The 23,684-nt window shown below is 69.0% G+C and carries 23 protein-coding genes, 3 tRNA genes and 3 pseudogenes; 22 read left to right on the forward strand and 7 right to left on the reverse strand.

Features of this window, described 5'->3' with window-relative positions:
• Positions 1-1,547: 1,547 nt before the first annotated feature.
• Positions 1,548-1,778, reverse strand: a complete 231-nt coding sequence (locus tag OG559_RS15335) for a GntR family transcriptional regulator (protein ID WP_405116222.1) — start codon at positions 1,776-1,778, stop codon at positions 1,548-1,550.
• Between the two features lie 222 nt (positions 1,779-2,000).
• Between OG559_RS15335 and OG559_RS15340 the strand changes: the two are divergent.
• Positions 2,001-2,237: pseudogene (locus tag OG559_RS15340) on the forward strand (hypothetical protein); the annotation flags it as partial.
• A gap of 663 nt (positions 2,238-2,900) precedes the next feature.
• Here OG559_RS15340 and OG559_RS15345 read toward each other — a convergent pair.
• The 3 genes from OG559_RS15345 to OG559_RS15355 form a co-directional block, all read right to left on the reverse strand.
• The gene (locus tag OG559_RS15345) at positions 2,901-3,203 is read right to left on the reverse strand and encodes a hypothetical protein (RefSeq protein WP_405116224.1); all 303 of its coding nucleotides are present in this window, start codon (positions 3,201-3,203) and stop codon (positions 2,901-2,903) included.
• A gap of 216 nt (positions 3,204-3,419) precedes the next feature.
• The gene (locus tag OG559_RS15350; RefSeq protein ID WP_405116227.1) at positions 3,420-4,337 is read right to left on the reverse strand and encodes a hypothetical protein; all 918 of its coding nucleotides are present in this window, start codon (positions 4,335-4,337) and stop codon (positions 3,420-3,422) included.
• Positions 4,334-4,690 (reverse strand): PadR family transcriptional regulator, encoded by a 357-nt coding sequence (locus OG559_RS15355; protein WP_405116230.1) that lies wholly within the window; start codon positions 4,688-4,690, stop codon positions 4,334-4,336. The genes OG559_RS15350 and OG559_RS15355 overlap by 4 nt, the downstream gene beginning before the upstream one ends.
• Before the next feature lie 424 nt (positions 4,691-5,114).
• Between OG559_RS15355 and OG559_RS15360 the strand changes: the two genes are divergently transcribed.
• The 3 genes from OG559_RS15360 to OG559_RS15370 all read left to right on the forward strand — a co-directional run bounded on the left by OG559_RS15360 (position 5,115) and on the right by OG559_RS15370 (position 7,230).
• A complete protein-coding gene (locus tag OG559_RS15360; protein WP_405116233.1) occupies positions 5,115-5,681 on the forward strand; it encodes an RNA polymerase sigma factor in 567 nt (188 codons plus the stop codon).
• Positions 5,678-6,253 carry a hypothetical protein gene (locus tag OG559_RS15365; RefSeq protein WP_405116234.1) on the forward strand — a complete coding sequence of 192 codons (576 nt, stop codon included), beginning with the start codon at positions 5,678-5,680 and terminating at the stop codon, positions 6,251-6,253. Before OG559_RS15360 ends, OG559_RS15365 begins: the two co-directional genes overlap by 4 nt.
• A gap of 239 nt (positions 6,254-6,492) precedes the next feature.
• On the forward strand, positions 6,493-7,230 hold the full coding sequence (locus OG559_RS15370; protein WP_405116236.1) for a hypothetical protein: 738 nt from the start codon (positions 6,493-6,495) through the stop codon (positions 7,228-7,230).
• 78 nt (positions 7,231-7,308) lie between these two features.
• Here OG559_RS15370 and OG559_RS15375 read toward each other — a convergent pair whose 3' ends face one another.
• The 3 genes and pseudogenes from OG559_RS15375 to OG559_RS15385 all read right to left on the reverse strand — a co-directional run.
• Entirely contained in the window at positions 7,309-7,464 is a 156-nt protein-coding gene (locus OG559_RS15375; protein ID WP_405117145.1) for a hypothetical protein, read from the reverse strand.
• A 61-nt stretch (positions 7,465-7,525) separates the two neighbouring features.
• A pseudogene (locus tag OG559_RS15380) lies at positions 7,526-7,906 on the reverse strand (M55 family metallopeptidase); the annotation flags it as partial.
• Between the two features lie 49 nt (positions 7,907-7,955).
• A pseudogene (locus OG559_RS15385) lies at positions 7,956-8,135 on the reverse strand (M55 family metallopeptidase); the annotation flags it as partial.
• A gap of 70 nt (positions 8,136-8,205) precedes the next feature.
• On the opposite strand from OG559_RS15385, the gene OG559_RS15390 reads away from it, so the two are divergent.
• The 18 genes from OG559_RS15390 (at position 8,206) to OG559_RS15475 (ending at position 23,625) form a co-directional block, all read left to right on the forward strand.
• Complete coding sequence (locus tag OG559_RS15390) at positions 8,206-8,700, forward strand: GNAT family N-acetyltransferase (protein WP_405116239.1); 495 nt, start codon at positions 8,206-8,208, stop codon at positions 8,698-8,700.
• Between the two features lie 430 nt (positions 8,701-9,130).
• A complete protein-coding gene (locus OG559_RS15395; protein ID WP_405116242.1) occupies positions 9,131-9,271 on the forward strand; it encodes a hypothetical protein in 141 nt (46 codons plus the stop codon).
• A gap of 108 nt (positions 9,272-9,379) precedes the next feature.
• Entirely contained in the window at positions 9,380-11,911 is a 2,532-nt protein-coding gene (locus tag OG559_RS15400; RefSeq protein ID WP_405116245.1) for a putative bifunctional diguanylate cyclase/phosphodiesterase, read from the forward strand.
• 126 nt (positions 11,912-12,037) lie between these two features.
• Positions 12,038-12,110: transfer RNA gene (locus tag OG559_RS15405), tRNA-Thr, on the forward strand.
• A 25-nt stretch (positions 12,111-12,135) separates the two neighbouring features.
• A tRNA-Met gene (locus tag OG559_RS15410) sits at positions 12,136-12,208 on the forward strand.
• Between the two features lie 133 nt (positions 12,209-12,341).
• Entirely contained in the window at positions 12,342-12,509 is a 168-nt protein-coding gene (gene rpmG / locus OG559_RS15415) for a 50S ribosomal protein L33 (protein WP_387014966.1), read from the forward strand.
• 118 nt (positions 12,510-12,627) lie between these two features.
• Complete coding sequence (locus OG559_RS15420) at positions 12,628-13,074, forward strand: MaoC family dehydratase N-terminal domain-containing protein (protein WP_396670348.1); 447 nt, start codon at positions 12,628-12,630, stop codon at positions 13,072-13,074.
• A gap of 1 nt (position 13,075) precedes the next feature.
• Complete coding sequence (locus OG559_RS15425; protein ID WP_405116247.1) at positions 13,076-13,468, forward strand: MaoC family dehydratase; 393 nt, start codon at positions 13,076-13,078, stop codon at positions 13,466-13,468.
• Between the two features lie 127 nt (positions 13,469-13,595).
• A tRNA-Trp gene (locus OG559_RS15430) sits at positions 13,596-13,668 on the forward strand.
• A gap of 211 nt (positions 13,669-13,879) precedes the next feature.
• Positions 13,880-14,272, forward strand: coding sequence for a preprotein translocase subunit SecE (gene secE, locus OG559_RS15435; RefSeq protein ID WP_405116249.1), 393 nt, complete (start codon positions 13,880-13,882; stop codon positions 14,270-14,272).
• A 39-nt stretch (positions 14,273-14,311) separates the two neighbouring features.
• A complete protein-coding gene (gene nusG, locus OG559_RS15440) occupies positions 14,312-15,034 on the forward strand; it encodes a transcription termination/antitermination protein NusG (protein ID WP_387014977.1) in 723 nt (240 codons plus the stop codon).
• A gap of 183 nt (positions 15,035-15,217) precedes the next feature.
• Entirely contained in the window at positions 15,218-15,652 is a 435-nt protein-coding gene (gene rplK / locus OG559_RS15445; RefSeq protein WP_405116251.1) for a 50S ribosomal protein L11, read from the forward strand.
• An 81-nt stretch (positions 15,653-15,733) separates the two neighbouring features.
• On the forward strand, positions 15,734-16,450 hold the full coding sequence (gene rplA, locus OG559_RS15450; protein ID WP_350881996.1) for a 50S ribosomal protein L1: 717 nt from the start codon (positions 15,734-15,736) through the stop codon (positions 16,448-16,450).
• A 77-nt stretch (positions 16,451-16,527) separates the two neighbouring features.
• Positions 16,528-17,541 (forward strand): ATP-binding cassette domain-containing protein, encoded by a 1,014-nt coding sequence (locus OG559_RS15455; RefSeq protein ID WP_405116253.1) that lies wholly within the window; start codon positions 16,528-16,530, stop codon positions 17,539-17,541.
• Positions 17,538-18,227 (forward strand): hypothetical protein, encoded by a 690-nt coding sequence (locus OG559_RS15460; RefSeq protein ID WP_405116256.1) that lies wholly within the window; start codon positions 17,538-17,540, stop codon positions 18,225-18,227. Before OG559_RS15455 ends, OG559_RS15460 begins: the two co-directional genes overlap by 4 nt.
• Positions 18,228-18,627: 400 nt before the next feature.
• Entirely contained in the window at positions 18,628-19,173 is a 546-nt protein-coding gene (gene rplJ / locus OG559_RS15465) for a 50S ribosomal protein L10 (protein ID WP_350881990.1), read from the forward strand.
• A gap of 53 nt (positions 19,174-19,226) precedes the next feature.
• Positions 19,227-19,610, forward strand: a complete 384-nt coding sequence (rplL, locus tag OG559_RS15470) for a 50S ribosomal protein L7/L12 (RefSeq protein WP_405116259.1) — start codon at positions 19,227-19,229, stop codon at positions 19,608-19,610.
• A 583-nt stretch (positions 19,611-20,193) separates the two neighbouring features.
• Entirely contained in the window at positions 20,194-23,625 is a 3,432-nt protein-coding gene (locus OG559_RS15475; RefSeq protein ID WP_387014991.1) for a DNA-directed RNA polymerase subunit beta, read from the forward strand.
• Positions 23,626-23,684 lie beyond the last annotated feature (59 nt).

The raw sequence follows: 23,684 nt of genomic DNA on the forward strand, positions 1-23,684 counted from the left end.
TAGCGCTGACGCTCGGGCCCGACGGCGTGGCTGTCGAGGGCGAAACTAGCTTCGTTACTCCCATCGGCGAGTTCTCGATCGGCGCCGAGTACTCCCTCCCGCCGCGAGACGGAAGCACGATCTATGTCCTGCTCCGCGACCGCAAGAAGGGCAAGACCGGGTTTGACAAGGTGTTCAGGGTCCAAGCTGGCCGTGAGCAGCTCACGGTGGTCGTGAACGGGACGACCACGATCCAGGTGAAGGACGGGCAAGTCCTGATCGACATCACCGACGGCGCGGTGAAGAAGATCCAGTTCAAGCGAGTGGATCAAGCCACGGTGAAGGAGGGCGGCGATTCGTTCTGGGCCAAGACCGGCGCGAAGTGGGATCAGGGCTGGGAGTCTTCGATCTACAAACCCTTCGTGTTGACGCGCTGGGCCTATGACGATTCCACCATCGACAAGTGGTGTGGTCTGGGGTTCGTCTGGTTCCTGCTGCGTCTGGCGCTCACGCTTGTGCTGCTGCTCGTAGACCTGGTGTTGAGCTCGATCTTCTTGATCGCGCAGATCGCCTACCTGATCTTCGACGCCACGGGTCGGAACGTCGTCTGGGGGATCGCCATCCTGGTGGTGATCATTACGGGATTCCGCTGGCTGTTTGTGTGACTTGGACGTGGTGGGGCGTGGGCAGATGGTGGGCGGCTGACCAGCCGTCACCTCTCTGGAGGATAGAGACAGCAGCTCAACGGGGGTGACCGAAGCAAGATCGCTGACGCCCTGTAAATCCGTCGCGAAAGCTTCGAAGGTTCGAATCCTTCACCCGCCACCAGGTGCAAGAACGGCCCTGTGACCAGCGGAAACGCTGACCACGGGGCCGTTCTCGTTGATCTAGCCGAGTCCAGTGCGGTCTAGCCGTCTACGAGCCTCCACGGGAACATGGCGGGAACGCTGATCATGGTCGGGCGTCCGTCTGCGGACTCGGGTGAGCTTGATCAAGTTGGCTCAAGATCACTAGGGTGCTCGGCGTGAAGCGGGAAGCACCCTCGAAGCGCTGGCCATGGGTTCTCCTGTCCCTCGTCGTCCTGGCGTGCACGAGTGCGCTGGCCGTTCCTGCGGCGTGGGCGGTGAGAGCCCAGGTAAAGGCGGAACAGGGGGGAGCAGGCCCCGGATGCTGCGGTAGCCGTCTATCTGCTGCGGCTGAGTAGCGGGGATGATGGCGGGCTTCGCCGAGTGCTTGCCGCCGACCGCCGCGATGACCTGGTAGGCCAGTGGCGCGCGTACCGGGCAGAGATGCCAAGATCGGCAAACCCGCCCAGCAAGCTGGAATCAGGCCCGTTGCAGGTCGACCACGTCCGAGGTGGTGTCGCCCTGGTCGTCACCGAGGTCCATGCGGTCTGGTGGCAAGAGCGGCTGTCGCTGGTGGGTAGTCGGCACCCTTGGCGCTTCGAGGTGCGAAAAGACTACGGCGGGTGGCGGGTCTGGACGGTTGAGGCTCCGGCTTGGTGCGGCGGCTACATCCGTACTAGCCGCTGCTGAGCGAACACCGGCCCCTGATCGTCCGCCGCCTACTCAGTGGGCCTTGACGAACGTGCCCTTCCCGGGCACCACGTAGACCAGGCCCTCGGCGATCAACACCCGAACCGTGTGCAGGATGGTGCCGCGGGCCAGGCCGTATTCCTGCTGGAGCCGGGCCACGCTCGGAATCGGCCGGTTGGGCAGCAGGTCTCCGCGCTCGATCTGCTCGCGCAGGATCGTGGCCAACTGCTGGTAGACCGGCACCGGTCCTTCGGGGTCGATCACGTCTCGACGGTATGCGGGTGGGGTCGGCACTGGTCAGTCATGGCAGACCATGGACCACCATGAACCGGTCGGGGTATGGTGCGGCTATCCCGCTGTGCTGGTCGTAGAGAACCCGAACTCGCCTCGGCACGGCGGTACCCCCTGCCCCGGCCGGACTCCTTCGAACCGGCCGGGGCAGGGGCCACCGCAGGGAGGAAGATCGTGTCTCCTGACGCACGGGCCATGGCCCACCTTCGGCCCCCGACGCCGGGTGAAGAGCTGCTGATCAGCCGAGAGGCGTCGGTGCAGTTCGCGAGACAGCCGGCCTTCATCTTCCGAGTGATCTCGGTGTGCCCGAAACCCAACTACCCGGGCTGGGTGTGGGTCACCGGCTACCAACTCGACGGCCAGCGCAACGCCGTCGCCAAGCGAGAGATCTACGTACGACTGGCCGGTCTCCAGCGGGTCCGCCGCTCTGACGGGTACCCGGGGTCGGACTCGGCTCTCGTGTCACGGCCCGACACCCGGCGGACACCGCCACAGCAGCGACCTTGACCTGACCGGGACCGGCTACGCGGCCGGCTCCTGGACGACGACCCCGACCGCCGGCGGCCCCCACCCCCTTCCCAGGTGCAGGGTTTGACCTGACCTGGACTCCGGTGGGAGCTGGCGCGGGGGGTCGCCTACTCGGCAACCGCGGGCGCCGCCCCCATGCTTGGGGCTTGCCGGCTCTCCACTGCGCGTCATTCTCGGAGCAAGCTCCTACGTCGGCTGCGGTTTGTCCATCGGTTGTCCTGGTACGCCGTGCGCCGGGGCGTGACCGGCCGCCAGGCCGCACGCGCGCCCCGGTGCGGGCACGGCGGCGGGCGCTTGCGCCCGCCCTTGTTGAAACAAGTAAAGAAAGTTTGAACACACTACGCTCCGGCCACTACGACATCGCGCTGATGCCGGAGCTGTCGCAGTCTGGGTCCGCTGGGGTAGCCCTCGGCCGTGGCTCGTGCCGCATCGACTGCCCCTGGTCGACATACCTGCATAACGAGCTAAACACGTATGGCATGGGCACCTGTTCAGGTATTCCGAATCATCGAGATAACCCGAACAGGTGCCAGCTCACTCAGTTGCCATCGATTTCACCGGGGTTGATCAAGAGCCTGCACAGTATTGGGTCATGTCAAAGAATGTGGCGCTATGGTTGCGTACCCACACCCCGTTAGCACAGTTGCCGTCGTAACTAGCCAAATGGGCCATGTCGGAGGCGCGGTAGACATGGAGCCTTCCAAATACGCAGGTATAGTATTGGCTTTTGGGGATCGTCCAGGTGGGCGTCTGGGGCTGCCAGCACTTCACGATCTCGCCTGCCGGATCCGCCGAGGCTGCCGAGGGCGCCGCCAGAGTTGCCGCAATGATCATTGTCGCCCCAAAGAAACCGAGGATTGATTTGTTCATGCATCACCTTCCGTTGATTGACGTGCGTCACACGCTATCACCCAATGCGACCCCGCGCTGCCCCGTGCCGTCGTCCGGCAGACGGAGGCGGCGCCGCCCGGGCGCGTCGTTGTTCGCCGCGATCACCGACTGGCTGCACGATCTGGACGAGCAGTCCCGCGGCCGGCTCGGCTTCCGGCTATCCACGAGAAGTGGGTGGCGGGGGCGCTTCCGTGTCTACATGCGGGCTTGGCGACGGCCTGCGATTGTGCCGGCTGCAAGCGTGATCACCATGACCGCCGTGAGGACAAGGATCGCGGTGATGGAGATTTCTAGTGGCCACCCTGCTTGTTTGGAACAGAGCAGGTAGGTGGCTTGTGCCAAGGCCGGTGCCAGGAGAAGCACCGAGGCGACGATGGGCATCCGAGCATCGATGGGCGCCGTGATGACGGCCAGTGCGGCGAACGCGCACAGGGACATCAGTGGTGCGTCCGACCAGCCGTTGATCGGGCTCGGTGCCAAAGCGACGACTGCCAGTGCCCCGAGGACGGGCCAGGCCCACGGTTTGGTCACGGGCGTTCGGGGTGCGCGGAGCAGTGGCAGCAAGGCCAGCGAAGCCAGCAGCGCTGGCCAAAACTGGGGAACCATCGCGTCCTGGAGGTCATAAACCGACGAGAACCAGAACGATATGTCCCACCCATTTGCCGCCCCGTGTTGCGCGGCCACGGTCAAGATCGTCGCAGCGAATGCCAGCCGGTAGCTACCCCACGCGGCAGCGAAAAGCGCGATGGTCAGCAGCGCCGGAATGACGTCGAACCACCATGTGCCGGGGTTGTACGGGCCCTCCGACAGGGTCGTTACCAAGAACGAGATCGGACCTCCGGCCCAGAACGTCATGCCGTACACGAGCAGGGACAGCACGGACAGTCGCAGCGCGGAGTATCCCAGCGCCGATCGCGAGCTGAGGCGGTCAACACCGGTGCGGGCGCGTAGCCCTCCGACCACGAGCGCCGCCGCTTCTCGAAGGTTCGGCCGCTGCCGCTCGTCGTCAGCCGTGGCGAGCAGGGTTTCGAGCATCTCGTCGGCGCGATACTGCTGGTAGGCGCGGGGGTAGGCCCGCAGTAGCCACCGGTAGCGGCGCTCCAGCTCAGTCATGCCGGCACCACCCAACCCGCCGCAGCCGTCGAGCGGACGGAACGGTCACGAACGACACTCGCCGCCGCAGCCATCCGCTCTGCTTCCGCACGCAGCGCGGACATACCTCGCTGGGTCAGCTCGTAGGTGCGGCGGGCCCGGCCGTTGACCACCGCTTCCTCGGCCACCCGCACCATCTCTTCACGGGTGAGCCGGTCCAGAGCGGCGTAGAGGGTGCCCGTCGTGAGGCGCACCCGCCCGTCGGACAACTCCTGCGCCCGCTTGACGATCGCGTAGCCGTGCAAGGGTTCGTCCTGCAACGCGGCCAAGATGAAGTAGGTGGGTTCGCGCATCGACGCGAAGGAACCAGTCATGCCGTCAACATAAGCAGATGATCGACGTATGGGTCAAGACTCGATGAGCGCGACGGCGGCTACGCGGAGTGGTTGGCGTTTGTCGCTCGAAGACGGGCGCGAGTCCTGTGGACGCTCCGGGGTGGCGGCTGCCGTCGGCAGTTCGTGTCGCGGCCATGTCGCCGATGCTGGGAACGCACTTCGCGTGCCCCTGACCTTTGCTGAGATCACCTCACTGGCCGCCACGATCCGGAGCCGCGGGCCGATCGAGACGGCCACGCTGGTCTTCAGCGCCCTGATCAGGGCGCTCGCCGTGCTCCTCTAACCGGGGACCGACACGCACGTCCCAAGGTGGAGGAACCGGAGCAAGAACTTTTCCGGATGGCTGTAAGGAACCGTGGTTGCAGCGACAAGTATGGGTGTGAGACCACCACCTGGAGGATCGGTGCCGGATGCGCGGAGGACGGTCGCAGACCGGCAGCGCCTAACTGACTTGTTCTGCCGACACGGCGACGCGGTCTTCGCATACGCCAATGATCGACTGGGCGGCGAGGACGCGCAGGACCTCGTGAGCGAGGTGTTCGTCGTGGCGTGGCGGCGCTTGGCAGTCATCAAGGAAGGCCAGGAACGGCCGTGGTTGTTCGGGGTCGCGCGACGGCTGGTGTTGCAGCATCGGCGTAGTCGTGCGGGTCACGCGGCGTTGCAGGTGCGCCTGCACTCGCAGACCCAGGCCGACGAGACTGAGTACGGTCCGTCCACCTCCCAACGAGTTGACGTGATGGCGGCGTTGGCGGAACTGCATGAGATCGACCGCGAGGTGCTGCTGCTGCGGTACTGGTACGACTTCAACGGTAGGGAATCGGCGAAGGTGCTGGGGTGTACGACGGCGACGTTTGCCGTGCGGTTACACCGGGCTCGTCGCCGATTCGAGGACGCATACGGGCATCGGCGGGCAGAGCCGAAACCGTCTCGGATCGGCGATCTGATCGCGTACACGAAGGGGTTGGAGTGAAGCGCTACGACGCGGCAACCGGGGAGCTGATCCATCGCACCCGGCCCAGCGCCCGGGTCGAGTTCACGACGAGCCCCCAAGGGCAGGCGATGCTCGCGCGCATCCTCGAATTGCCACAGCAGCCCGAGACGAGGTCCCGGAAGAGGCGCTTGGGGATCGTTGGAGCGGTTGCCGCCGGGTTTTTGGCTGCTGGTGGCGCGACTGCGGCGATCGGTGGTTATCACGCGCCGACTGCGCCACCTGAGGCAATGCCTGCAAATGATATGGCCTTTGTGTGCGCCACAACCGGTATGCACCGGATGGGGGAAACGGCGGCGAGAGTCGACGAGACTCCGGTCGAAGCGTGCCGGAGGTCGTGGAGCCGGATCTTTAGTGTCAAGGCCCCAGCCCGTCTGTACGCCTGTGTGCAACGTATCGAGCCGATCCCTTCTCCGAGAAATAGCGCCTCTCCCTCTCCGCCCTCCGAGGCGAGGTGGGGGAAGCTCGTGTACGTCATCGACGGTGAGCAGTTCAAGAACGCATCCGAGACGTGCGGATCGGTCAAGATGTTCGTAGCGCCGGCGGGCGACTGAACGAACGTGCCGGGGGATGGTAGTTGCGATGCGTAGCACTAAGAAACTTCGGTACCCCGAGGGGATCGCTGGCGTTCCGGTAAGACGTGGGGTCGCCTTTCTTCGGCCCGGGACGAAGTCTCTGCTGGTCGAGCCGCCTGCGGGAGCAACCTCCAAGGACTCTCGGGACGTGTGGCCCATGTCGGAGGACGACTGAGAGACTGCGATGTCGTGAAGCTCAGCTGGCCGGGGGTGCCCAAGTGACGGAGTTGGAGGTCCTCAACGGACGCTCGGTCGCGCGGCGTCAGGCGCTTCCACCGGTGCTAGCTGGTGTGGCACTGGGAGTGGCAGCGTTCAGTGTCGATCTTGCGCCGGAAGTTGTGGGCAGGTTCCTGGTGCCGGCCTTCAGCTCAGAATTCGCCTGGGGTGTGGTGGCCCTCGCCGTGAGCTACTTCGCTGCGACCTTCAGATCCGCTCTCGTCGCTGGGGTCGGCACACTCGTTCTGGCGACCCTGATCTACTACGGCCTGGTCGTCTCGCTGAGTCGGCGGTGGTACCACGGATCCAGCAGTTCGGGCCCGGAGGAGGTGGTGTCGCTCGACGGACTCACCTCCGTCGCGCGTGCGTCGGCTTTCTGGCTGGTTGGCGCGTTGATCGGCGGACTGGTCCTGGGCTGCCTCGCGAGCGTCGTGAGGGTCGGCTCGGCCCGTAACGCCGGCGTTGCTCTCGGCGTCGCGTTCGGGCTACTCACCGGGGAAGCCGCCTACGCCATCTTCCACGCCCTCTTTATCTGGGTCGGCCCCGTGGATTCCTTCGTCTGCGCCCGGATCGGGTCGGCGGCGGTGCAGTTCCTTCTCGCGGTAGTAGCCGCGCTCGTGGCCTTACGGCTTCGCCGACGGCTCGTCGCACTGTGGGTCCTGCTGATGGCCGCCGCAGTGTCTGTCACGGCGAACGTCGCGATCTGGCATCTCATCGAGTTGGTCCGGACGACGCTGTAGCACGCGAATGATGGAGGCGATCGACCGTCCGTGAGCAGCGCGGCGGACATGTGCCCTCCGATGTGCCCGGTTTCAGCCCTACTTGACCTGGGCGAGTTGCACGAGGAGCTGGACCACGTCGTACGCCTCGGCGACGTCCCGGCCGGTGAAGGTGACCGTCCGCGCGCCGGCGGCGCGCTCGACGCCCGGGATCAGCGTCGCCATGTCGACGGCGGAGGGGCTGTGCAGATCCACCCTCCAGCGCCACCGGACCGACGATCGACAGGGGTGGCACCTGTGCCCGTCGTCCCATCGCGGTGGCCGCCCCGTGCCGGAGCCGGTCGCGCGCGACCGCCGGGTGCAGCACCTCGGCGGTGAGCTGGCCCAGCGCCCGCTTCACCGGGACGGTCGACGCGTCGGGCACCAGCTCCAGCAGTTCGGCGCAGGCCGCGTCGTCGCCGCTGAGCAGCACGACCGGGGCGCCGTGCTGACCGGCCAGGGCGGCGTTGAGACCGATCTCGCCGACCTCCCGCCCGTTGAGCCGCACCCCGAGGACGGCGTCGCTGATCGTGTGGGCGAGCACGGCGGGGCCGGTGCCGACCCGGGCGTGATAGCCGACGAACAGCACGGCATCGACGTCGTCGGCGAGCCCCGCCAGCATGCCCAGCGGGCGGGGTCTGCCGCGGATCAGCCGCACCCGCCGGTCGAGCTCCTCCGGCAGCAGGCTGCGGAAGGGGGCCGTGCGCGTCGACCACCACGGCCTCCGCCGACGGCTCCGCCTCCAGCACCCCGGCGACGACGGCGTTGACGTCGGCCGTCATCAGCGCCCGGCCACGCCCCTGGTCGTACCGGTCGGGGTTGGTCTCCCTGTGGTGGACGATGCCGGAGTTGCCCTCCATGTCGGCTGAGATCAATGCCCTCGCCATCGGCCCACCTAACGCGATCCGCCGTCCCGCTCGGGCTCCGCAAGCCGGGCGGGCGCGGGAGGATGGGCCGATGGTGGGAGCATCCGACGCGCCGGTGGTGAGCACGGATCGGCTCGTGCTGCGGGCGGCCCGGCCCGCAGACCTGGCGGTCCTCGAACGAATGTGGCGTGACCCGCTGATGCGGCGTCACCTCGGCGGCCCGCTGCCGGACGAGGTGGTGGCGAAGCGGCGGGCCGGCGGCGGGATCGACGGGTTCATGGTGACGCTGCGCCTCGGCGAGGTCGTCGGCTGGTGTTGTCTCGGCCGGTACCGCACGGGCGAGCTCGAACTGTCGTACGTCTTCCTGCCGGAGTGGTGGGGGCGGGGGTACGCCCGGGAGGCGTGCGCGGCGGCCGTCGGCCTGGCCTTCGAGCGGTTCCCGGACGACGCCCGGCTGATCGCGGTCACCCAGGAGGCGAACGACCGGTCGGTGCGCCTGCTCGAGGCTCTGGGCATGACCCGGGTCGACGCGTTCGAGGAGTTCGGTGCCCGCCAGGTCCGGTACGCGGTCGACCGGCCGGGGTGAGCGTGGGAAGGGCCGGCCGGGCGGCCGGGCGCGATCGCGTCGATGGCCCGTCAGCGCCGTCAAGGGGTCGGACCGCCGACGCGGGGTGGGGAACGGCCGGGTGGGGGTCCGGAAATGAAGTTCCCTTTCGATATCCGCTCCACTGTGCTGTGCCGCCCTGGATAAAGCGCTATGCGACTTTAGACGCACTCAATGAGTTTCCGTGATTGGCGCGCTTGGTCCGAGTGTTCGCCAAATGAAGCAGGGCGTGGAACCCGGGAACGTGGGGGTATCACCCCGCCAGGCAGGGCGTCCTGCCGATCGGTCGGACTTGTTGCCGTCCAGGCGGAGCCAGGCCACCGAGGGCTTTGTTGCCCTCAGCGCGTGTGGCACCATCATGGAATCTTCACGCCCCCCGTGCTGCCCGTTTCGTGACAGAGGAGCCCCACAGATGCCTACTCAAAAGCTGGGTCGGCTGCTCGGCATGACCCTGATGCTCTTCGCGCTCGCCTCCGGCGTCGCCTCGGCCGGCTCCGTCGCCGGCGACTCGGCCGCCGGTGACCGGGCGACCCTCGAGTTCGAGTGGAACTAGGTTCTTCGCGGTTCGTTTGACACCCGCCGTCGTTCGGGTCACCGGGCGACGGCGGTAGCGACCGGGCATCGGCGCGGAGTTCACTCTCGGTGACGACAAGGGAGCAGGATGACGAGCCGTGCGACAGCCGGGCGACGACGCGGGACTGACCTGGCCTGGTTGATAACCGGGCCGCTGGCGTTCCTGGCTGTCATCTGCTGCCTGCTGATCGCGCTGGTCGAGCGGGAGCCGTACGGCGAGTGGGGCCTGGGTCTGCTGCTGCTCACCGCCCTGTTCGCCGCCCACCTGCCGGTCCTGAGCTTCGTCGTCAGGCGGCAGACGTTCTCGGCCACGATCACCGAGATCCCGCTGGTCCTGGCGCTGTATTACCTGCCGCCGCTGACCCTGGTGCTGGTTGCCACTCTCGCCGCGCTGATCGCCCAGCTCCGGCGCCGACTCGGCCCGGCCAAGTTCGCCTTCAACGTCGCCCGCTCCGCCGCGGCGACCTCCCTTGCCGCCCTGGTCCTGCTGGCGCTTCCCCCGATCAGGGGCGTGGGGCCCGGCACCTGGGGCATCCTCTTCGCGGCGGTCAGCACCATCACCCTGGTCACCCTCGCCGCCGTGGTCGGCGTGATCACCCTGCTCCAGGGCTCGCAGGCCGGGCTCGAGGTGGTCCGCACGTCCACCGTGCCGCTGCTGGTCGCCGGCGTGAACGCCACGGTCGGCCTGATCATCCTGCTCGCGCTGACCGCCACCTACTGGTCGCTGCTGGTGCTCGGGGCGCTCGCGGTGACGGTGGCCGTGGTCTACCGGGCCTACGCCCACTTCCTCCGCCAGCACCGCACCCTCGCCGACATCTACGAGCTGACCCGGGCCATGACCCGCAGCGGCCAGGACGGCACGCTGCCGGACGCGCTGCTCGGCCGGGTCCGCGCCCTCATGCAGGCCGAGTACGCCACCCTGTGGCTGCCCGCCCAGGGTCGGCACCCGGAGGTGCTGCTGACCGCCCGGGTCGACGGGCGCGGCCTGCTCGACTTCTCCAAGATCCCGGGGGCGGTCCGGGAGCGGGTCGTGCAGCAGCGGCAGACCGCCGCGCTCGGCGCCCGGCTCGGCGGCGACCGGGAGCAGCTGGAGATGCTGCGGACCGCGCCCGCGAAGGACGCGATCATCGTGCCGCTGCGCTCGGGGGAGGCGGTGATCGGCACCCTGGAGGTGGTCAACCGGCTCAGCAGCCTCGGTCACTTCACCCCGGCCGACGTGCCGGTGATCGAGACGGTGGCCGCGCACGCGGCGGTGGCCCTGGAGAACTCCCGGCTGGTCGACCGGCTGCGGCACGACGCGTACCACGACACGCTGACGAAGCTGCCCAACCGGCGGCGGATCAGCGGCGCGCTCGACGAGGCCGTGAAGATCCGGGCCCCGGGCGAGGTGGTCGCCGTGCTGCTGTTCGACGTGGACGGGCTGCGTCAGGTCAACGAGTCGCTCGGCCACGCCGCCGGGGACCAGGTCCTCGCCGAGGTCGCCGTACGGCTGCGCGCCTCCGCGCCGTCGTCGGCCCTGGTCGGTCGGGCCGGCGGCGACGAGTTCCTGGTGACGCTGCGGCTGGAGAACGCCGAGGCGGCGCTGGAGCTGGCCGCGCGGCTGCGCGAGGAGATCCGTGCCGAGATGGTCTTCGACGCGTTCACCCTCGACGTGGACACCGCGGTCGGGGTGGCCGTGCACCCCGACCACGGCAGCGACGCGGCGACCCTGCTGCAGCGGGTCGACCTGGCCGCATCGGCGGCGAAGTCCATGCCCGGCAGCATCCAGCTGTTCAACCCGGCCCTGGAGTCCCGGTCGCTGCGCCGGCTCGGCCTGGCCGGCGACCTGCGCAAGGCCCTCGACGACGGCGGGCTGGAGGTCTACTTCCAGCCCAAGGTGACGCTGCGGGACCGCCGGCTCGTCGGGGTGGAGTGCCTGGCCCGCTGGGAGCACCCCGCGCACGGCGAGGTCGCCCCGGAGGACTTCGTGGCGGTGGCCGAGCACACCGGCCAGCTCGGCCGGCTCACCGAGGTGGTGCTGCGGGAGGGGCTGCGGCGCAGCCGGGACTGGACGCACACCGAGCAGCCGCTCGCCGTCGCGGTCAACCTCTCCGCCCGTACGCTCACCGACCGGCACTTCCCCGACCAGGTGCGCGAGCTGCTGGCCGAGTACGACGTCCCACCGCAGCGGCTCACCTTCGAGATCCGCGAGGCCGGGGTGCTAGACGGCACCGACCGCCCGATCCCGACCCTGCACCGGCTGCGCGATCTCGGCGTCCGGCTGTCGGTGGACGACTTCGGCACCGGATCGTCCTCGCTGGCCTACCTGCGCCGGCTGCCGGTGCACGAGGTGAAGGTCGACCGGTCGTTTGTGCAGGGCATGGCGACGGACCCGAGTGATCTGGCCATCGTCAACGCGGTGGTGACCCTCTCCCAGCAGTTCGGCCTGGCGGTGGTGGCCGAGGGCGTGGAGAGCGAGCTGACCCTGGAGTTGCTCCAGGACATCGGCTGCGAGATCGGCCAGGGTTTCCTGTTCAGCCGCCCGCTGCCGTACGAACGGCTGGAGGCGTGGTTCGGGGCCCAGTTGGAGTCCGAGGCGCTCGTCGGCCCGGACGTCCGCCGGCTGCGCGTCGTCCCCTGAGACGCTGCCCCGAAGGCCGCTCACCTGGGCGGACGTTCACCCGTCCGACGGCGGGGGGATCCGATTTCACCTCCCGGGCGGGGCCGTGTACTCTTACTTCTGCGCGGCCACCGGGTGATCGTGCAGGCCCCCTTAGCTCAGTCGGCAGAGCGTCTCCATGGTAAGGAGAAGGTCTACGGTTCGATTCCGTAAGGGGGCTCAAAGGGTCCGGCTGGACCCGCCGCGGCGGTGTAGCTCAGATGGCAGAGCAAGCGGCTCATAATCGCTGTGTCGCCGGTTCAATTCCGGCCACCGCTACTCTCGTCCCTCGGGCTCGTTCCCGGTGGTCGTTGGGATGGGCGCTACAGGCGCCCACTTTGCATGTCCGCGCCCCCAGCACATAGGCTGAGGCGTTGTAGTTAGTGACCGTTAGCGAGGAAGGCACTCCGCCGTGGCGAAGGCTACCGATGTCCGGCCGAAGATCACTTTGGCGTGTGTGGAGTGCAAGGAGCGCAACTACATCACGCGCAAGAACCGCCGCAACAACCCGGACCGCATCGAGCTGAAGAAGTTCTGCCCCCGGGACGGCCGGCACACGGCCCACCGCGAGACCCGCTGACCCGCGCCGGCGCGAGCCGGCCGCACGACACCCGATCGCCGATCCGGAACGGATACGCGGCTTCTTCCGCGCGTCCGCCCCCGGGTCGGCTTTCGTGCTTTCCGTGTAGGTTCTCGGCATGCCCTTGGACCAGTCCTTCGTCGGCCGGACCTATCCGCCGACCGCCCCCTACCAGGTGGGCCGAGAGAAGATCCGCGAGTTCGCCACGGCGGTCGGCGCCACCGACCCCGCGTACCACGATCCCGAGGCCGCCCGGGCGCTCGGTCACCCGGATGTGGTCGCCCCGCCGACCTTCCCCGTGGTCCTGACGATGGCCGCCAGCCGGCAGATCATCGACGACCCGGCGATCGGCGTCGACTACAGCCGGGTGGTCCACGGCGACCAGCGGTTCGCCTACACCCGTCCGGTGGTGGCCGGTGACGAGCTGGTCTGTGCGAACACGATCGAGGACATCAGCAGCCGGGGCGGGCACGACTTCCTGACCACCCGCACCGACGTCACCACGGCCGCCGGCGAGCCGGTGGTCGCCGTCTGGTCCAAGCTCGTCGTACGCGGGGAGGCCTGACGTGGAACTGCCCACCAAGACCTTCCGGGTCACCCGGGCCGACCTGGTCCGCTATGCGGGTGCCTCAGGCGACTTCAACCCGATCCACTGGAGCGACCGGTTCGCCACCGGCGTCGGCCTGCCCGGGGTGATCGCGCATGGGATGTTCACCATGGCGCTGGTCGGCCGGGCGGTGACCGAGTGGGCCGGCGCGCCCGACGCGGTGGTCGACTACGGGGTCCGGTTCACCCGTCCGGTGGTCGTTCCCGACGATGACGACGGCACCGAGGTCGAGGTGACCGCCAAGGTCAAGGACACCACCGAAGAGGGCCTGACCAGGCTCGACATCATCGCGACGTGCCGCGGGCAGAAGGTGCTCTCGCAGGCCCGGGCGGTGATCCGGACACCCCGCTGAGGGGGTTCCGCCGCGCGAGGAGGTGGACCAGTTGGGAAAGTGGCCTCGCTACCCGTACACTGGTCCGCCGTGGGGCAAGTGACCCCGCCCGGTGCTGCACGACCGGGTCGGGGGAGCGTTGCCACACAGGGGTGTAGCTCAATTGGCAGAGCAGCGGTCTCCAAAACCGCAGGCTGCAGGTTCAAGTCCTGTCACCCCTGCGCCTCAGGCCTGACCGTTCCCGTGGGTCGCGCCGCCAACCGGCGGCGTCCGGCCCGTGGTGGTGGCATCGGCGGGGTGGTTCCGAGGCATCGGGCCCGTCCGTCGATCCGCCGGCCCGCGGCCCGTCGCGGGACGGTTGGTCCGGCCGGCGCGACCAGCGCCGCGCACGCCGCACCGGCGTGTGACCCGATTCCCGCGACGGAGGGCGAAGTGGCCGAGAACAAGCGGCACAGCGAGGACGCCGGCGACGACGATCGTCTGAACGACGATGTCGTCGACGACGTGGCCGCCGACGACGCCCCCGACGCGGACGAGCCGGTCTCCCGTGGCGGCACGGCGACCCGGGCGCGGGCCAAGGCTGAGTCGGCCGACGAGAGGAAGACCCGCAAGGACACCGAGCGGGTGGGGTTGTTCGCCCGCATCGCGCGGTTCTTCCGCGAGGTCGTGGCCGAGCTGCGTAAGGTCATCTGGCCTACCCGCAAGGAGCTGCTGACCTACACCGCCGTGGTCGTCACCTTCGTCGCGGTGATGCTGACGATCGTGGCCGGCTTGGACTACGCCTTCGCGAAGGGCGTGCTGTGGGTCTTCGGCAACCCCAGCTGACCGGCTGACTCAAGCCGATAGTGACGGAAGTGAGCGAGCGTGCCTGAGTACGACGAGACCGCCGAGACCACGGACGAGCAGTCCGCGGTGGCGACGGCGGCCAACGATGAGTCGGTCGAGGCCGCCAGCGAGCCGGACTTTCCGACCACCGAGCCCGCACCGGAAGAGGACTTCGACCCGGTCGCGGAGCTGCGTCAGAAGCTGCGCTACGCGCCGGGCGACTGGTACGTGGTGCACTCGTACGCCGGCTACGAGAACAAGGTCAAGACCAACCTCGAGACCCGGATCACCTCCCTCGACATGGAGGACTACATCTACCAGGTCGAGGTGCCGACCCGGGAAGAGATCGAGGTCAAGAACGGCAAGCGGTCCCAGATCCAGGCCAAGGTGTTCCCCGGCTACATCCTGGTCCGGATGGAGCTGACCGCGGAGTCCTACTCCTGCGTGCGTAACACCCCCGGGGTCACCGGGTTCGTGGGGGCGACCGACCGGGCCGACCGGCCGGCGCCGCTGAGCCTCGATGAGGTGCTCAAGTGGCTCGCCCCGGCGGTCGAGACTGGGCAGAAGAAGGCCAAGCCCGAGATCAGGGTGCTGGACTTCGAGGTGGGCGACTCGGTCACCGTCACCGACGGCGCGTTCGCCTCGCTGCCGGCGACGATCAGCGAGATCAACGCCGACCAGCAGAAGCTCAAGGTGCTGGTGTCGATCTTCGGCCGGGAGACCCCGGTCGAGCTGAACTTCAACCAGGTCACCAAGATCTGACGTTCCGGTCGCCGGCGGTGGGGCAGCAGCCCGCCGCCGGCGTATCCGTTCCGCCCCCTCGCCGGACCTCGGCGGAGGGGGCGGCGGAGCATTGCGCTACTCTAGAACGTCGGCTGTCGCATCGCGCTGACCGTGCGCGCCCCCGGCCGGCACCTTTCCCAGTTCCAAGCCCCAGGAAGTGACATGCCTCCGAAGAAGAAGAAGCTCGTCAAGACGTTCACGCTTCAGCTGAAGGCGGGCCAGGCCACGCCGGCGCCGCCGGTCGGCCCCGCGCTCGGCCAGCACGGCGTGAACATCATGGAGTTCTGCAAGACCTACAACGCGCAGACCGAGTCCCAGCGGGGCGACATCGTCCCCGCCGAGATCAGCGTCTACGAGGACCGTTCCTTCACCTTCGTGCTGAAGACCCCGCCCGCCGCCCGGCTGCTGATCAAGGCCGCCGGCGCCGAGAAGGGTTCCGGCGTGCCGCAGAGCCAGAAGGTCGGCTCCGTCACCCGCGCCCAGCTGCGGGAGATCGCCGAGAAGAAGATGGCCGACCTCAACGCCAACGACATCGACCAGGCTCAGAAGATCATCGCCGGCACCGCCCGGTCGATGGGCATCACCGTCTCCGACTGACCTCGGTCACCGCTTCCCCGTCATTTCGTGGGAGGGCGCGCGGTCACCGCGGCCCGCCATAGACCACAGGAGTAGCAAGCAATGCAGCGCAGCAAGACGTACCGCAAGGCCGCCGAGGTCATCGACCGGTCGAAGCTCTACACCCCGGCCGAGGCTGTCAAGATCGCCAAGGACACCACCAACGCCAAGTTCGACGCCACGGTCGAGGTCGCCATGCGCCTCGGCGTCGACCCCCGCAAGGCGGACCAGATGGTCCGTGGCGTGGTCAACCTGCCGCACGGCACCGGCAAGACCGCCCGCGTGATCGTCTTCGCCTCCGGCGCGAAGGCCGAGGAGGCCGCCGCCGCCGGTGCGGACGAGGTGGGCACCGACGAGCTCGTCGCCCGGATCCAGGGTGGCTGGCTCGACTTCGACGCGGCGATCGCCACCCCGGACCAGATGGCCAAGATCGGCCGGATCGCGCGGATCCTGGGCCCGCGCGGCCTCATGCCGAACCCGAAGACCGGCACGGTGACCATGGACGTCACCAAGGCCGTCTCGGACATCAAGGGCGGCAAGATCACCTTCCGGGTGGACAAGCACTCCAACCTCCACCTGATCATCGGCAAGGCCTCGTTCTCCGAGTCCCAGCTGGTCGACAACTACGCCGCCGTCCTCGACGAGGTGCTGCGGGCCAAGCCGTCGGCGTCGAAGGGCAAGTACCTCAAGAAGGTCACCCTCACCACCACGATGGGCCCGGGCGTTCCGGTCGACCCGAACCTGGTCAAGAACCTCCAGGAGGGCGTGACCGAGGCCTGAGCACCGCTGCCTCGACGGGGCCCCGCCACGACTGTGGCGGGGCCCTTTCCGTCTCTCCGGTGTGGCAGGCTCGCGGCATGCGGTGGGAGGGTGTGTGGCTGCGGTACCACCGGCGCGGCCCGTGGGTGCTGCGGGAGACCAGCCTGCGGCTCGACCCGGGCGAGGCCGCCGTGGTGCTCGGCCGCAACGGCGTCGGCAAGTCCACTCTGCTCCAGTTGGCGGCCGGGGTGCTCCGGCCGACCCGGGGCCGGGTCGTCGACCGCCCGCGGCACGTCGGCTGGGTGCCGGAGCGGTTCCCAGTCGACCAGCCGTTCACCGTGAGGCGTTACCTGACCGGGATGGCCCGGGTGGCCGGACTGGGTAGGGGCGAGGCGGACCTGGCGGTCGACCGGTGGACCGAACGGCTGGGCCTGACGCGGTTTCGCGGCGTGCGCCTTCCCGAGCTGTCCAAGGGCACGGCCCAGAAGGTGGGCCTGGCCCAGGCGATGCTGCGCCAGCCCGACCTGCTCATCCTCGACGAGCCGTGGGAAGGCCTCGATGCCGCCGCCCGGGAACTGGTCCCCGGGCTGATCGGCGAGGTGCTGGCGGCCGGCGGGTCGGTGCTCGTCAGCGACCATCGGGGCGAGACGGCACGGCTGCCGGGCGCCGCCCGCTGGGCCGTCGCCGACGGCACCGTCACCGCGCAGGCGCCGGCCAACGCGTCGGCCGACGCGCTCGTCGTGGTCGAGGTCGCGGTGCCGGCCGCGCGGGTGGCCGGCACCGTCGCCCGGTTGCGCGCCGACGGCCACCACGTCCTGCGGGTACGCTCCGACGCCGCCCCGCCCGACGCCCTCGCCAGGAAGCCGGCGGCCCTCGTCGCCGGGGAAATGGCGGCAACGGTTGCTGGGGAGCCGACCGTCCCCGCCGCCGGTGGCGCGCCCGCCTCCGCCGCCAGAGAGCCGGGCGCTGCTGCCGTCGGGGAGCCGGCCGCACCCGTCGCCGGTGCGCCGGCCGCACCCGGCGCGCCCCCGATCACCCGTCCGCCGGGCCCTGCCGACAGAGCGGGCGGGGACGTGCCGGCCCCAGGGCCGGCAGGGCGGGTGAGCCGGTGAGCGCGCTGGTCCGGCTGAGGCTGGCCGGCTTCCTGCGTACCGGACGGGCGATCGCGCCCCTGCTGGCCGGCCTGCTCGCCCTCGGCGTCCTCTACGGCGGCGGACGGGCCCAGCCTGGCGAGGCGTACGGCGTCTCGGCGGTGGTGTTGTTCCCGGTACTGGCCTGGCAGACCAAGATCCTGCTCGACGTCGAGCCGGACGTGCAGCGCCGGCTGGCACTGGTGCTCGCCGGGGCGGCCCGGGAACGGGCCGCCGGGCTGCTCGCGGCGGTCGTGGCCGGGCTCGGTACGGTCGCCGCCGGGCTGGTCTACCCGTGGCTGGTGGGCGGGGTGACCAGCCAGGTGCCGCCGGGCGGCCGGTCGCTGGCCGCCGGTGTCGCCCTCGGCGTCTGGGCGCACCTGCTCGCCCTGCCGGCAGCCGTGGTGCTCGGCGCGCTGGCCAGCCGGGCCGTCACGGGCAGCGCCGGGTACGGCGTCGCGGTGCTGGCGCTCGGCGTGGTCGGCACGCTGGTCCTGGGTCTCTCCGACTCGGTGGTCCCGTGGTTGGCGCCGCCGGTGATGTCCACCGCCCGGGCCGCCGCCGCCGGACCGTCCGGCGCCACCCTGGCCCTGCTCAGCGGGTGGGGGGTCGCCTGGAGCGCGACGGCTCTGGCCGCGTACGCCTGGCGCCGGCGGGTTCGCGTCTGACCGCGACCGTCCGGGGTGCCGCACGCTGCGCCCTCCCGGGCCGCTGAGGGCCCCGGTGCACGGTGAACGGGTGCGATCACCGGCGGGGGAGTGACCGGGCGCACCCGAGGGCGATTTGGCGGTCACGGGCGGGTCGCGTAGCCTGAGGCGAAGTAACACCCAGAGACCGCTGGTCACCGTGCCCCGGCACGGTCGAAGGTCCCGCTTCGACGGGCGACCCGCGCAGGGCGGCAAGCGAAACTTGGCCGTGTTCCCGTGGTCCGCCGACTACGGTGCGACCGGCCGACCCTCGCCCCGTGCGCCCTGCGCCGGGGCGTTTCTCGTTGTCGTGGCCCTCCGGTACCGCGGAAGCCTGCCGGCTTCCCGGTGGACCAGCCTGGAGCAACGAGAGAGGAGGGACATGGCGGACAAGCCGATCCGGGCCGACAAGGCCACGGCCGTCGTCGAGCTGACCGAGAACTTCCGCAACGCGGGCGCTACGGTGCTGACCGAGTACCGTGGTCTGACGGTTTCCCAGCTCACCCAGCTGCGGCGCTCGCTCGGCAAGGAGACCACCTACACGGTCGCGAAGAACACGCTGGCGAAGCGTGCCGCGACCGACGCGGGCATCTCCGGGCTCGACGAGCTGTTCACCGGTCCTACCGCGCTGACTTTCGTTTCGGGCGACGTCGTCGAGGCGGCGAAGGGGCTTCGCGACTTCGCGAAGGCCAACCCGAAGCTCGTCATCAAGGGCGGCGTCTTCGAGGGCAAGGCCATTTCCGCGGCCGAGGTCACGAAGCTTGCCGACCTGGAGTCCCGCGAGGTGCTGCTGGCCAAGCTGGCCGGCGCGATGAAGGGCAACCTGAGCAAGGCCGCGGCCCTGTTCCAGGCCCCGCTGTCGAAGACCGCTCGTGTCGCGGCAGCCCTGCAGGACAAGCGCGAGAAGGAGGGCGCCGAGGCGGCCTGAGGCCCCGCGGCGCACCCACGTTCTTAGTCAAACATTAGGAAAGGACGCCAGATATGGCGAAGCTCAGCACCGACGAGCTGCTTGACGCGTTCAAGGAGATGACGCTGATCGAGCTCTCCGAGTTCGTGAAGCAGTTCGAGACGACCTTCGAGGTCACCGCCGCGGCTCCGGTCGCCGTCGCCGCCGGGGGCGCTGCCCCGGCCGCCGCCGAGGCCGAGCCGGAGAAGGACGAGTTCGACGTCGTCCTCGACGCCGCTGGTGGCAAGAAGATCCAGGTCATCAAGGTCGTGCGTGAGCTGACCGGCCTGGGCCTGAAGGAGGCCAAGGACCTTGTCGAGGCCGCGCCGAAGGCGGTCCTGGAGAAGGTCAACAAGGAGGCCGCCGACAAGGCCAAGGCCAAGCTCGAGGGCGAGGGTGCCACGGTCATCCTCAAGTAATTGGGGCTGACCGGGCGCGGGCCCGGCTCAGGTGCACGTGAGCCGGGGCGTACTCCGACACGGCGGGCGACGATCTCGAATTTGGATCGTCGCCCGCCGTGTTCGTGTTGGGACCGCCAGCAACGTTCTGAGCAGGGCGCGGACGCCCGGCGCCCGGCGGTACGGCCGGAGCGGAGGTCGTCCGTCGGGGGGAAACACGTGTCGACGGCAAGACCGGCCCTTGACGCGGCCCCGGGCCGCCAGGCACGCTGACACCTGCAAGACCTTCCGCGCTTGCAACGGCCACCTCTTGGGTATTGGCAGCGGCACCACCACCACCGGCCGCCGCACCCGAGCGGATCCGTAGGTCCGCCGCGTTCCGAGCGGCCCGGTCGTCCCTCTTTCGGGGGATGCCGAGGCGCGTTCCGCGACGACCTGCGGGCTGGGCTGGACAGCGGTTAGCCTCTCGGCTACACTGCTAGTTTGCGCTGCCTTCCGACTTGACCCCTGCGCAGAAATGTCCGATTGCGGGTATTTCTGGTGGGGATATTGGAGTGCACGCGTACCAGCCGTTCTGCAGCACCGGTCCTCGGAAGGACGCATCTTGGCAGCTTCCCGCCCTGCGAAGACCAGTCGTACGTCGAGCGCTTTCGCTCCCCGCCGAGTCTCTTTCGGCAGGATCACCGAACACCTCGAGGTCCCCAACCTCCTCGCCATTCAGAACGAGTCCTTCGACTGGCTCGTCGGCAACGAGGGTTGGCAGGGCCGGTCGGCGGACGACCCGCACGCACGCTCGGGTCTCGCGGAAATCCTCGAAGAGATCAGTCCTATTGAGGACTTCTCCGGCACCATGTCGCTCTCCTTCTCGGCACCGCGCTTCGACGAGGTCAAGGCCTCGATCGAGGAGTGCAAGGAGAAGGACCTGACCTACTGCGCCCCGCTGTTCGTGACCGCGGAGTTCACCAACAACACCACCGGCGAGATCAAGAGCCAGACGGTGTTCATGGGTGACTTCCCGATGATGACGCCGAAGGGCACCTTCATCATCAACGGCACCGAGCGCGTCGTGGTCAGCCAGCTCGTCCGCTCGCCGGGCGTGTACTTCTCGAAAGAGCCGGACAAGACCTCCGACCGCGACCTCTCCAGCGTCAAGGTCATCCCGAGCCGGGGTGCCTGGCTGGAGTTCGACATCGACAAGCGCGACACGGTCGGCGTCCGCATCGACCGCAAGCGCCGGCAGGCCGTCACGGTCCTGCTCAAGGCCATCGGTTGGTCCGCCGAGCGGATCCGCGAGAAGTTCGGCTGGTCCGAGCTGCTGATGACCACGCTCGAGAAGGACCACATCGCCGGCGCCGACGAGGCGTTGCTCGACATCTACCGGAAGCTCCGCCCTGGCGAGCCGCCGACCCGTGAGAACGCCCAGACCCTGCTCGACAACCTCTTCTTCAACCCGAAGCGGTACGACGTCGCCAAGGTCGGTCGGTACAAGTTCAACAAGAAGCTCGAAGTGGGCGTGCCGATCACCACCGGCACCCTGACCGAGGACGACATCGTCGCCACCGTGGAGTACCTCTGCCGGCTGCACGCCGGCGAGGACGGCTACGAGGCCGACGACATCGACCACTTCGGCAACCGGCGCCTGCGCACCGTGGGCGAGCTGATCCAGAACCAGGTCCGGGTCGGCCTGTCCCGGATGGAGCGGGTCGTCCGCGAGCGGATGACCACCCAGGACGTCGAGGCGATCACGCCGCAGACCCTGATCAACATCCGTCCCGTCGTGGCGGCGATCAAGGAGTTCTTCGGCACGTCGCAGCTGTCCCAGTTCATGGACCAGACCAACCCGCTGGCGGGCCTGACCCACCGGCGCCGGCTGAGCGCGCTCGGCCCGGGTGGTCTGTCCCGGGAGCGGGCCGGCTTCGAGGTCCGCGACGTGCACCCGTCCCACTACGGCCGGATGTGCCCGATCGAGACGCCGGAAGGCCCGAACATCGGCCTGATCGGCGCGCTCTCCACCTTCGCCCGGGTCAACCCGTTCGGCTTCATCGAGACGCCGTACCGGAAGGTCGTCGAAGGTCGGGTCACCGACCAGATCGACTACCTGACCGCGGACGAGGAGGACCGGTTCGTCAAGGCGCAGGCCAACGCGCGGCTGAAGGCTGACGGCACGTTCGCCGAGGACCGGGTCCTGTGTCGCCGTAAGGGTGGCGAGACCGAGGACGTGGTCCCCGGCGCCGTCGACTACATGGACGTGTCGCCGCGGCAGATGACCTCGGTCGCGACCGCGATGATCCCGTTCCTCGAGCACGACGACGCCAACCGGGCACTGATGGGCGCGAACATGCAGCGCCAGGCGGTGCCGCTGGTCAAGGCCGAGTCGCCGTTGGTCGGCACCGGCATGGAGTACCGTGCCGCCGTCGACGCCGGTGACGTGGTCGTGGCCGAGGTCGGCGGTGTCATCGAGGACCTCTGTGCCGACTACATCACCATCCACCAGGACGACGGCCACCGCCGGACGTACCTGCTGCACAAGTTCCGCCGCTCCAACGCCGGCTCCTGCGTCAACCAGAAGCCGGTCGTTTTCGAGGGCGACCGCGTCGAGGCCGGTCAGGTCATCGCCGACGGTCCGTGCACCGACGAGGGCGAGATGGCGCTCGGGCGCAACCTGCTGGTGGCGTTCATGTGCTGGGAGGGCCACAACTACGAGGACGCGATCATCCTGTCGCAGCGCCTCGTGCAGCAGGACGTGCTCACCTCGATCCACATCGAGGAGCACGAGGTCGACGCCCGGGACACCAAGCTCGGCCCGGAGGAGATCACCCGCGACATCCCGAACGTCAGCGAGGAGATGCTCGCCGACCTCGACGAGCGCGGCATCATCCGGATCGGCGCCGAGGTCGTCCCCGGCGACATCCTGGTCGGCAAGGTCACGCCCAAGGGCGAGACCGAGCTGACCCCGGAGGAGCGGCTGCTCCGCGCGATCTTCGGCGAGAAGGCGCGCGAGGTCCGGGACACCTCGCTGAAGGTGCCGCACGGTGAGACCGGCACGGTCATCGGCGTTCGTACCTTCTCCCGCGAGGACGGCGACGAGCTGCCGCCGGGCGTCAACGAGCTGGTCCGGGTCTACGTCGCCCAGAAGCGGAAGATCCAGGACGGCGACAAGCTCGCCGGCCGGCACGGCAACAAGGGCGTCATCTCGAAGATCCTGCCGATCGAGGACATGCCGTTCCTGGAGGACGGCACCCCGGTCGACATCGTGCTGAACCCGCTGGGTGTTCCGTCCCGGATGAACATCGGCCAGGTGCTGGAGACGCACCTCGGCTGGGTGGCCAAGACGGGTTGGAGCGTGGACGGCGACGACACCGACTGGAAGCGCCAGCTGCGCTCCATCGAGGCGCACGAGTCCGAGCCGGACACCAACGTGGCCACGCCGGTCTTCGACGGCGCCCGCGAGGAGGAGATCTCCGGTCTGCTCTCGTCGACCCTGCCCAACCGGGACGGCAAGCAGCTGATCGGCTCCACCGGCAAGGCGCAGCTGTTCGACGGCCGCTCGGGCGAGCCGCTGCCGGACCCGATCGCGGTCGGTTACATCTACATCCTGAAGCTCAACCACCTGGTCGACGACAAGATCCACGCCCGGTCGACCGGCCCGTACTCGATGATCACGCAGCAGCCGCTGGGTGGTAAGGCGCAGTTCGGTGGCCAGCGCTTCGGTGAGATGGAGTGCTGGGCGATGCAGGCGTACGGCGCCGCGTACGCCCTGCAGGAGCTGCTCACGATCAAGTCCGACGACGTCCTGGGCCGGGTCAAGGTCTACGAGGCGATCGTCAAGGGCGAGAACATCCCGGAGCCGGGCATTCCGGAGTCGTTCAAGGTGTTGCTCAAGGAGCTGCAGTCGCTGTGCCTCAACGTGGAGGTGCTCTCCAGCGACGGTGTGGCCCTGGAGATGCGCGAGACCGACGACGAGGTGTTCCGGGCCGCGGAGGAGCTGGGCATCGACCTGTCCCGGCGCGAGCCGAGCTCGGTCGAAGAGGTCTGAGGTGAGCGGTCGGGAGCCGGCTCGCCGGCTCCCGACCCCACCCGTTAGCTAAGCAGTAC

Source organism: Micromonospora sp. NBC_01405 (assembly GCF_045040155.1).
Classification (GTDB): Bacteria; Actinomycetota; Actinomycetes; order Mycobacteriales; family Micromonosporaceae; genus Micromonospora.

What these genes read in the sequence shown, in the direction of transcription:
- OG559_RS15400 (WP_405116245.1), top strand. Translation starts at nt 9,380, where the DNA reads ATGACGAGCCGTGCGACAGCCGGGCGACGACGCGGGACTGACCTGGCC.
- OG559_RS15350 (WP_405116227.1), bottom strand. Translation starts at nt 4,337, where the DNA reads ATGACTGAGCTGGAGCGCCGCTACCGGTGGCTACTGCGGGCCTACCCC.
- rplK (WP_405116251.1), top strand. Translation starts at nt 15,218, where the DNA reads ATGCCTCCGAAGAAGAAGAAGCTCGTCAAGACGTTCACGCTTCAGCTG.
- OG559_RS15355 (WP_405116230.1), bottom strand. Translation starts at nt 4,690, where the DNA reads ATGACTGGTTCCTTCGCGTCGATGCGCGAACCCACCTACTTCATCTTG.
- rplA (WP_350881996.1), top strand. Translation starts at nt 15,734, where the DNA reads ATGCAGCGCAGCAAGACGTACCGCAAGGCCGCCGAGGTCATCGACCGG.
- OG559_RS15395 (WP_405116242.1), top strand. Translation starts at nt 9,131, where the DNA reads ATGCCTACTCAAAAGCTGGGTCGGCTGCTCGGCATGACCCTGATGCTC.
- OG559_RS15390 (WP_405116239.1), top strand. Translation starts at nt 8,206, where the DNA reads ATGGTGGGAGCATCCGACGCGCCGGTGGTGAGCACGGATCGGCTCGTG.
- OG559_RS15455 (WP_405116253.1), top strand. Translation starts at nt 16,528, where the DNA reads ATGCGGTGGGAGGGTGTGTGGCTGCGGTACCACCGGCGCGGCCCGTGG.
- OG559_RS15345 (WP_405116224.1), bottom strand. Translation starts at nt 3,203, where the DNA reads ATGAACAAATCAATCCTCGGTTTCTTTGGGGCGACAATGATCATTGCG.
- OG559_RS15420 (WP_396670348.1), top strand. Translation starts at nt 12,628, where the DNA reads ATGCCCTTGGACCAGTCCTTCGTCGGCCGGACCTATCCGCCGACCGCC.
- rplL (WP_405116259.1), top strand. Translation starts at nt 19,227, where the DNA reads ATGGCGAAGCTCAGCACCGACGAGCTGCTTGACGCGTTCAAGGAGATG.
- rplJ (WP_350881990.1), top strand. Translation starts at nt 18,628, where the DNA reads ATGGCGGACAAGCCGATCCGGGCCGACAAGGCCACGGCCGTCGTCGAG.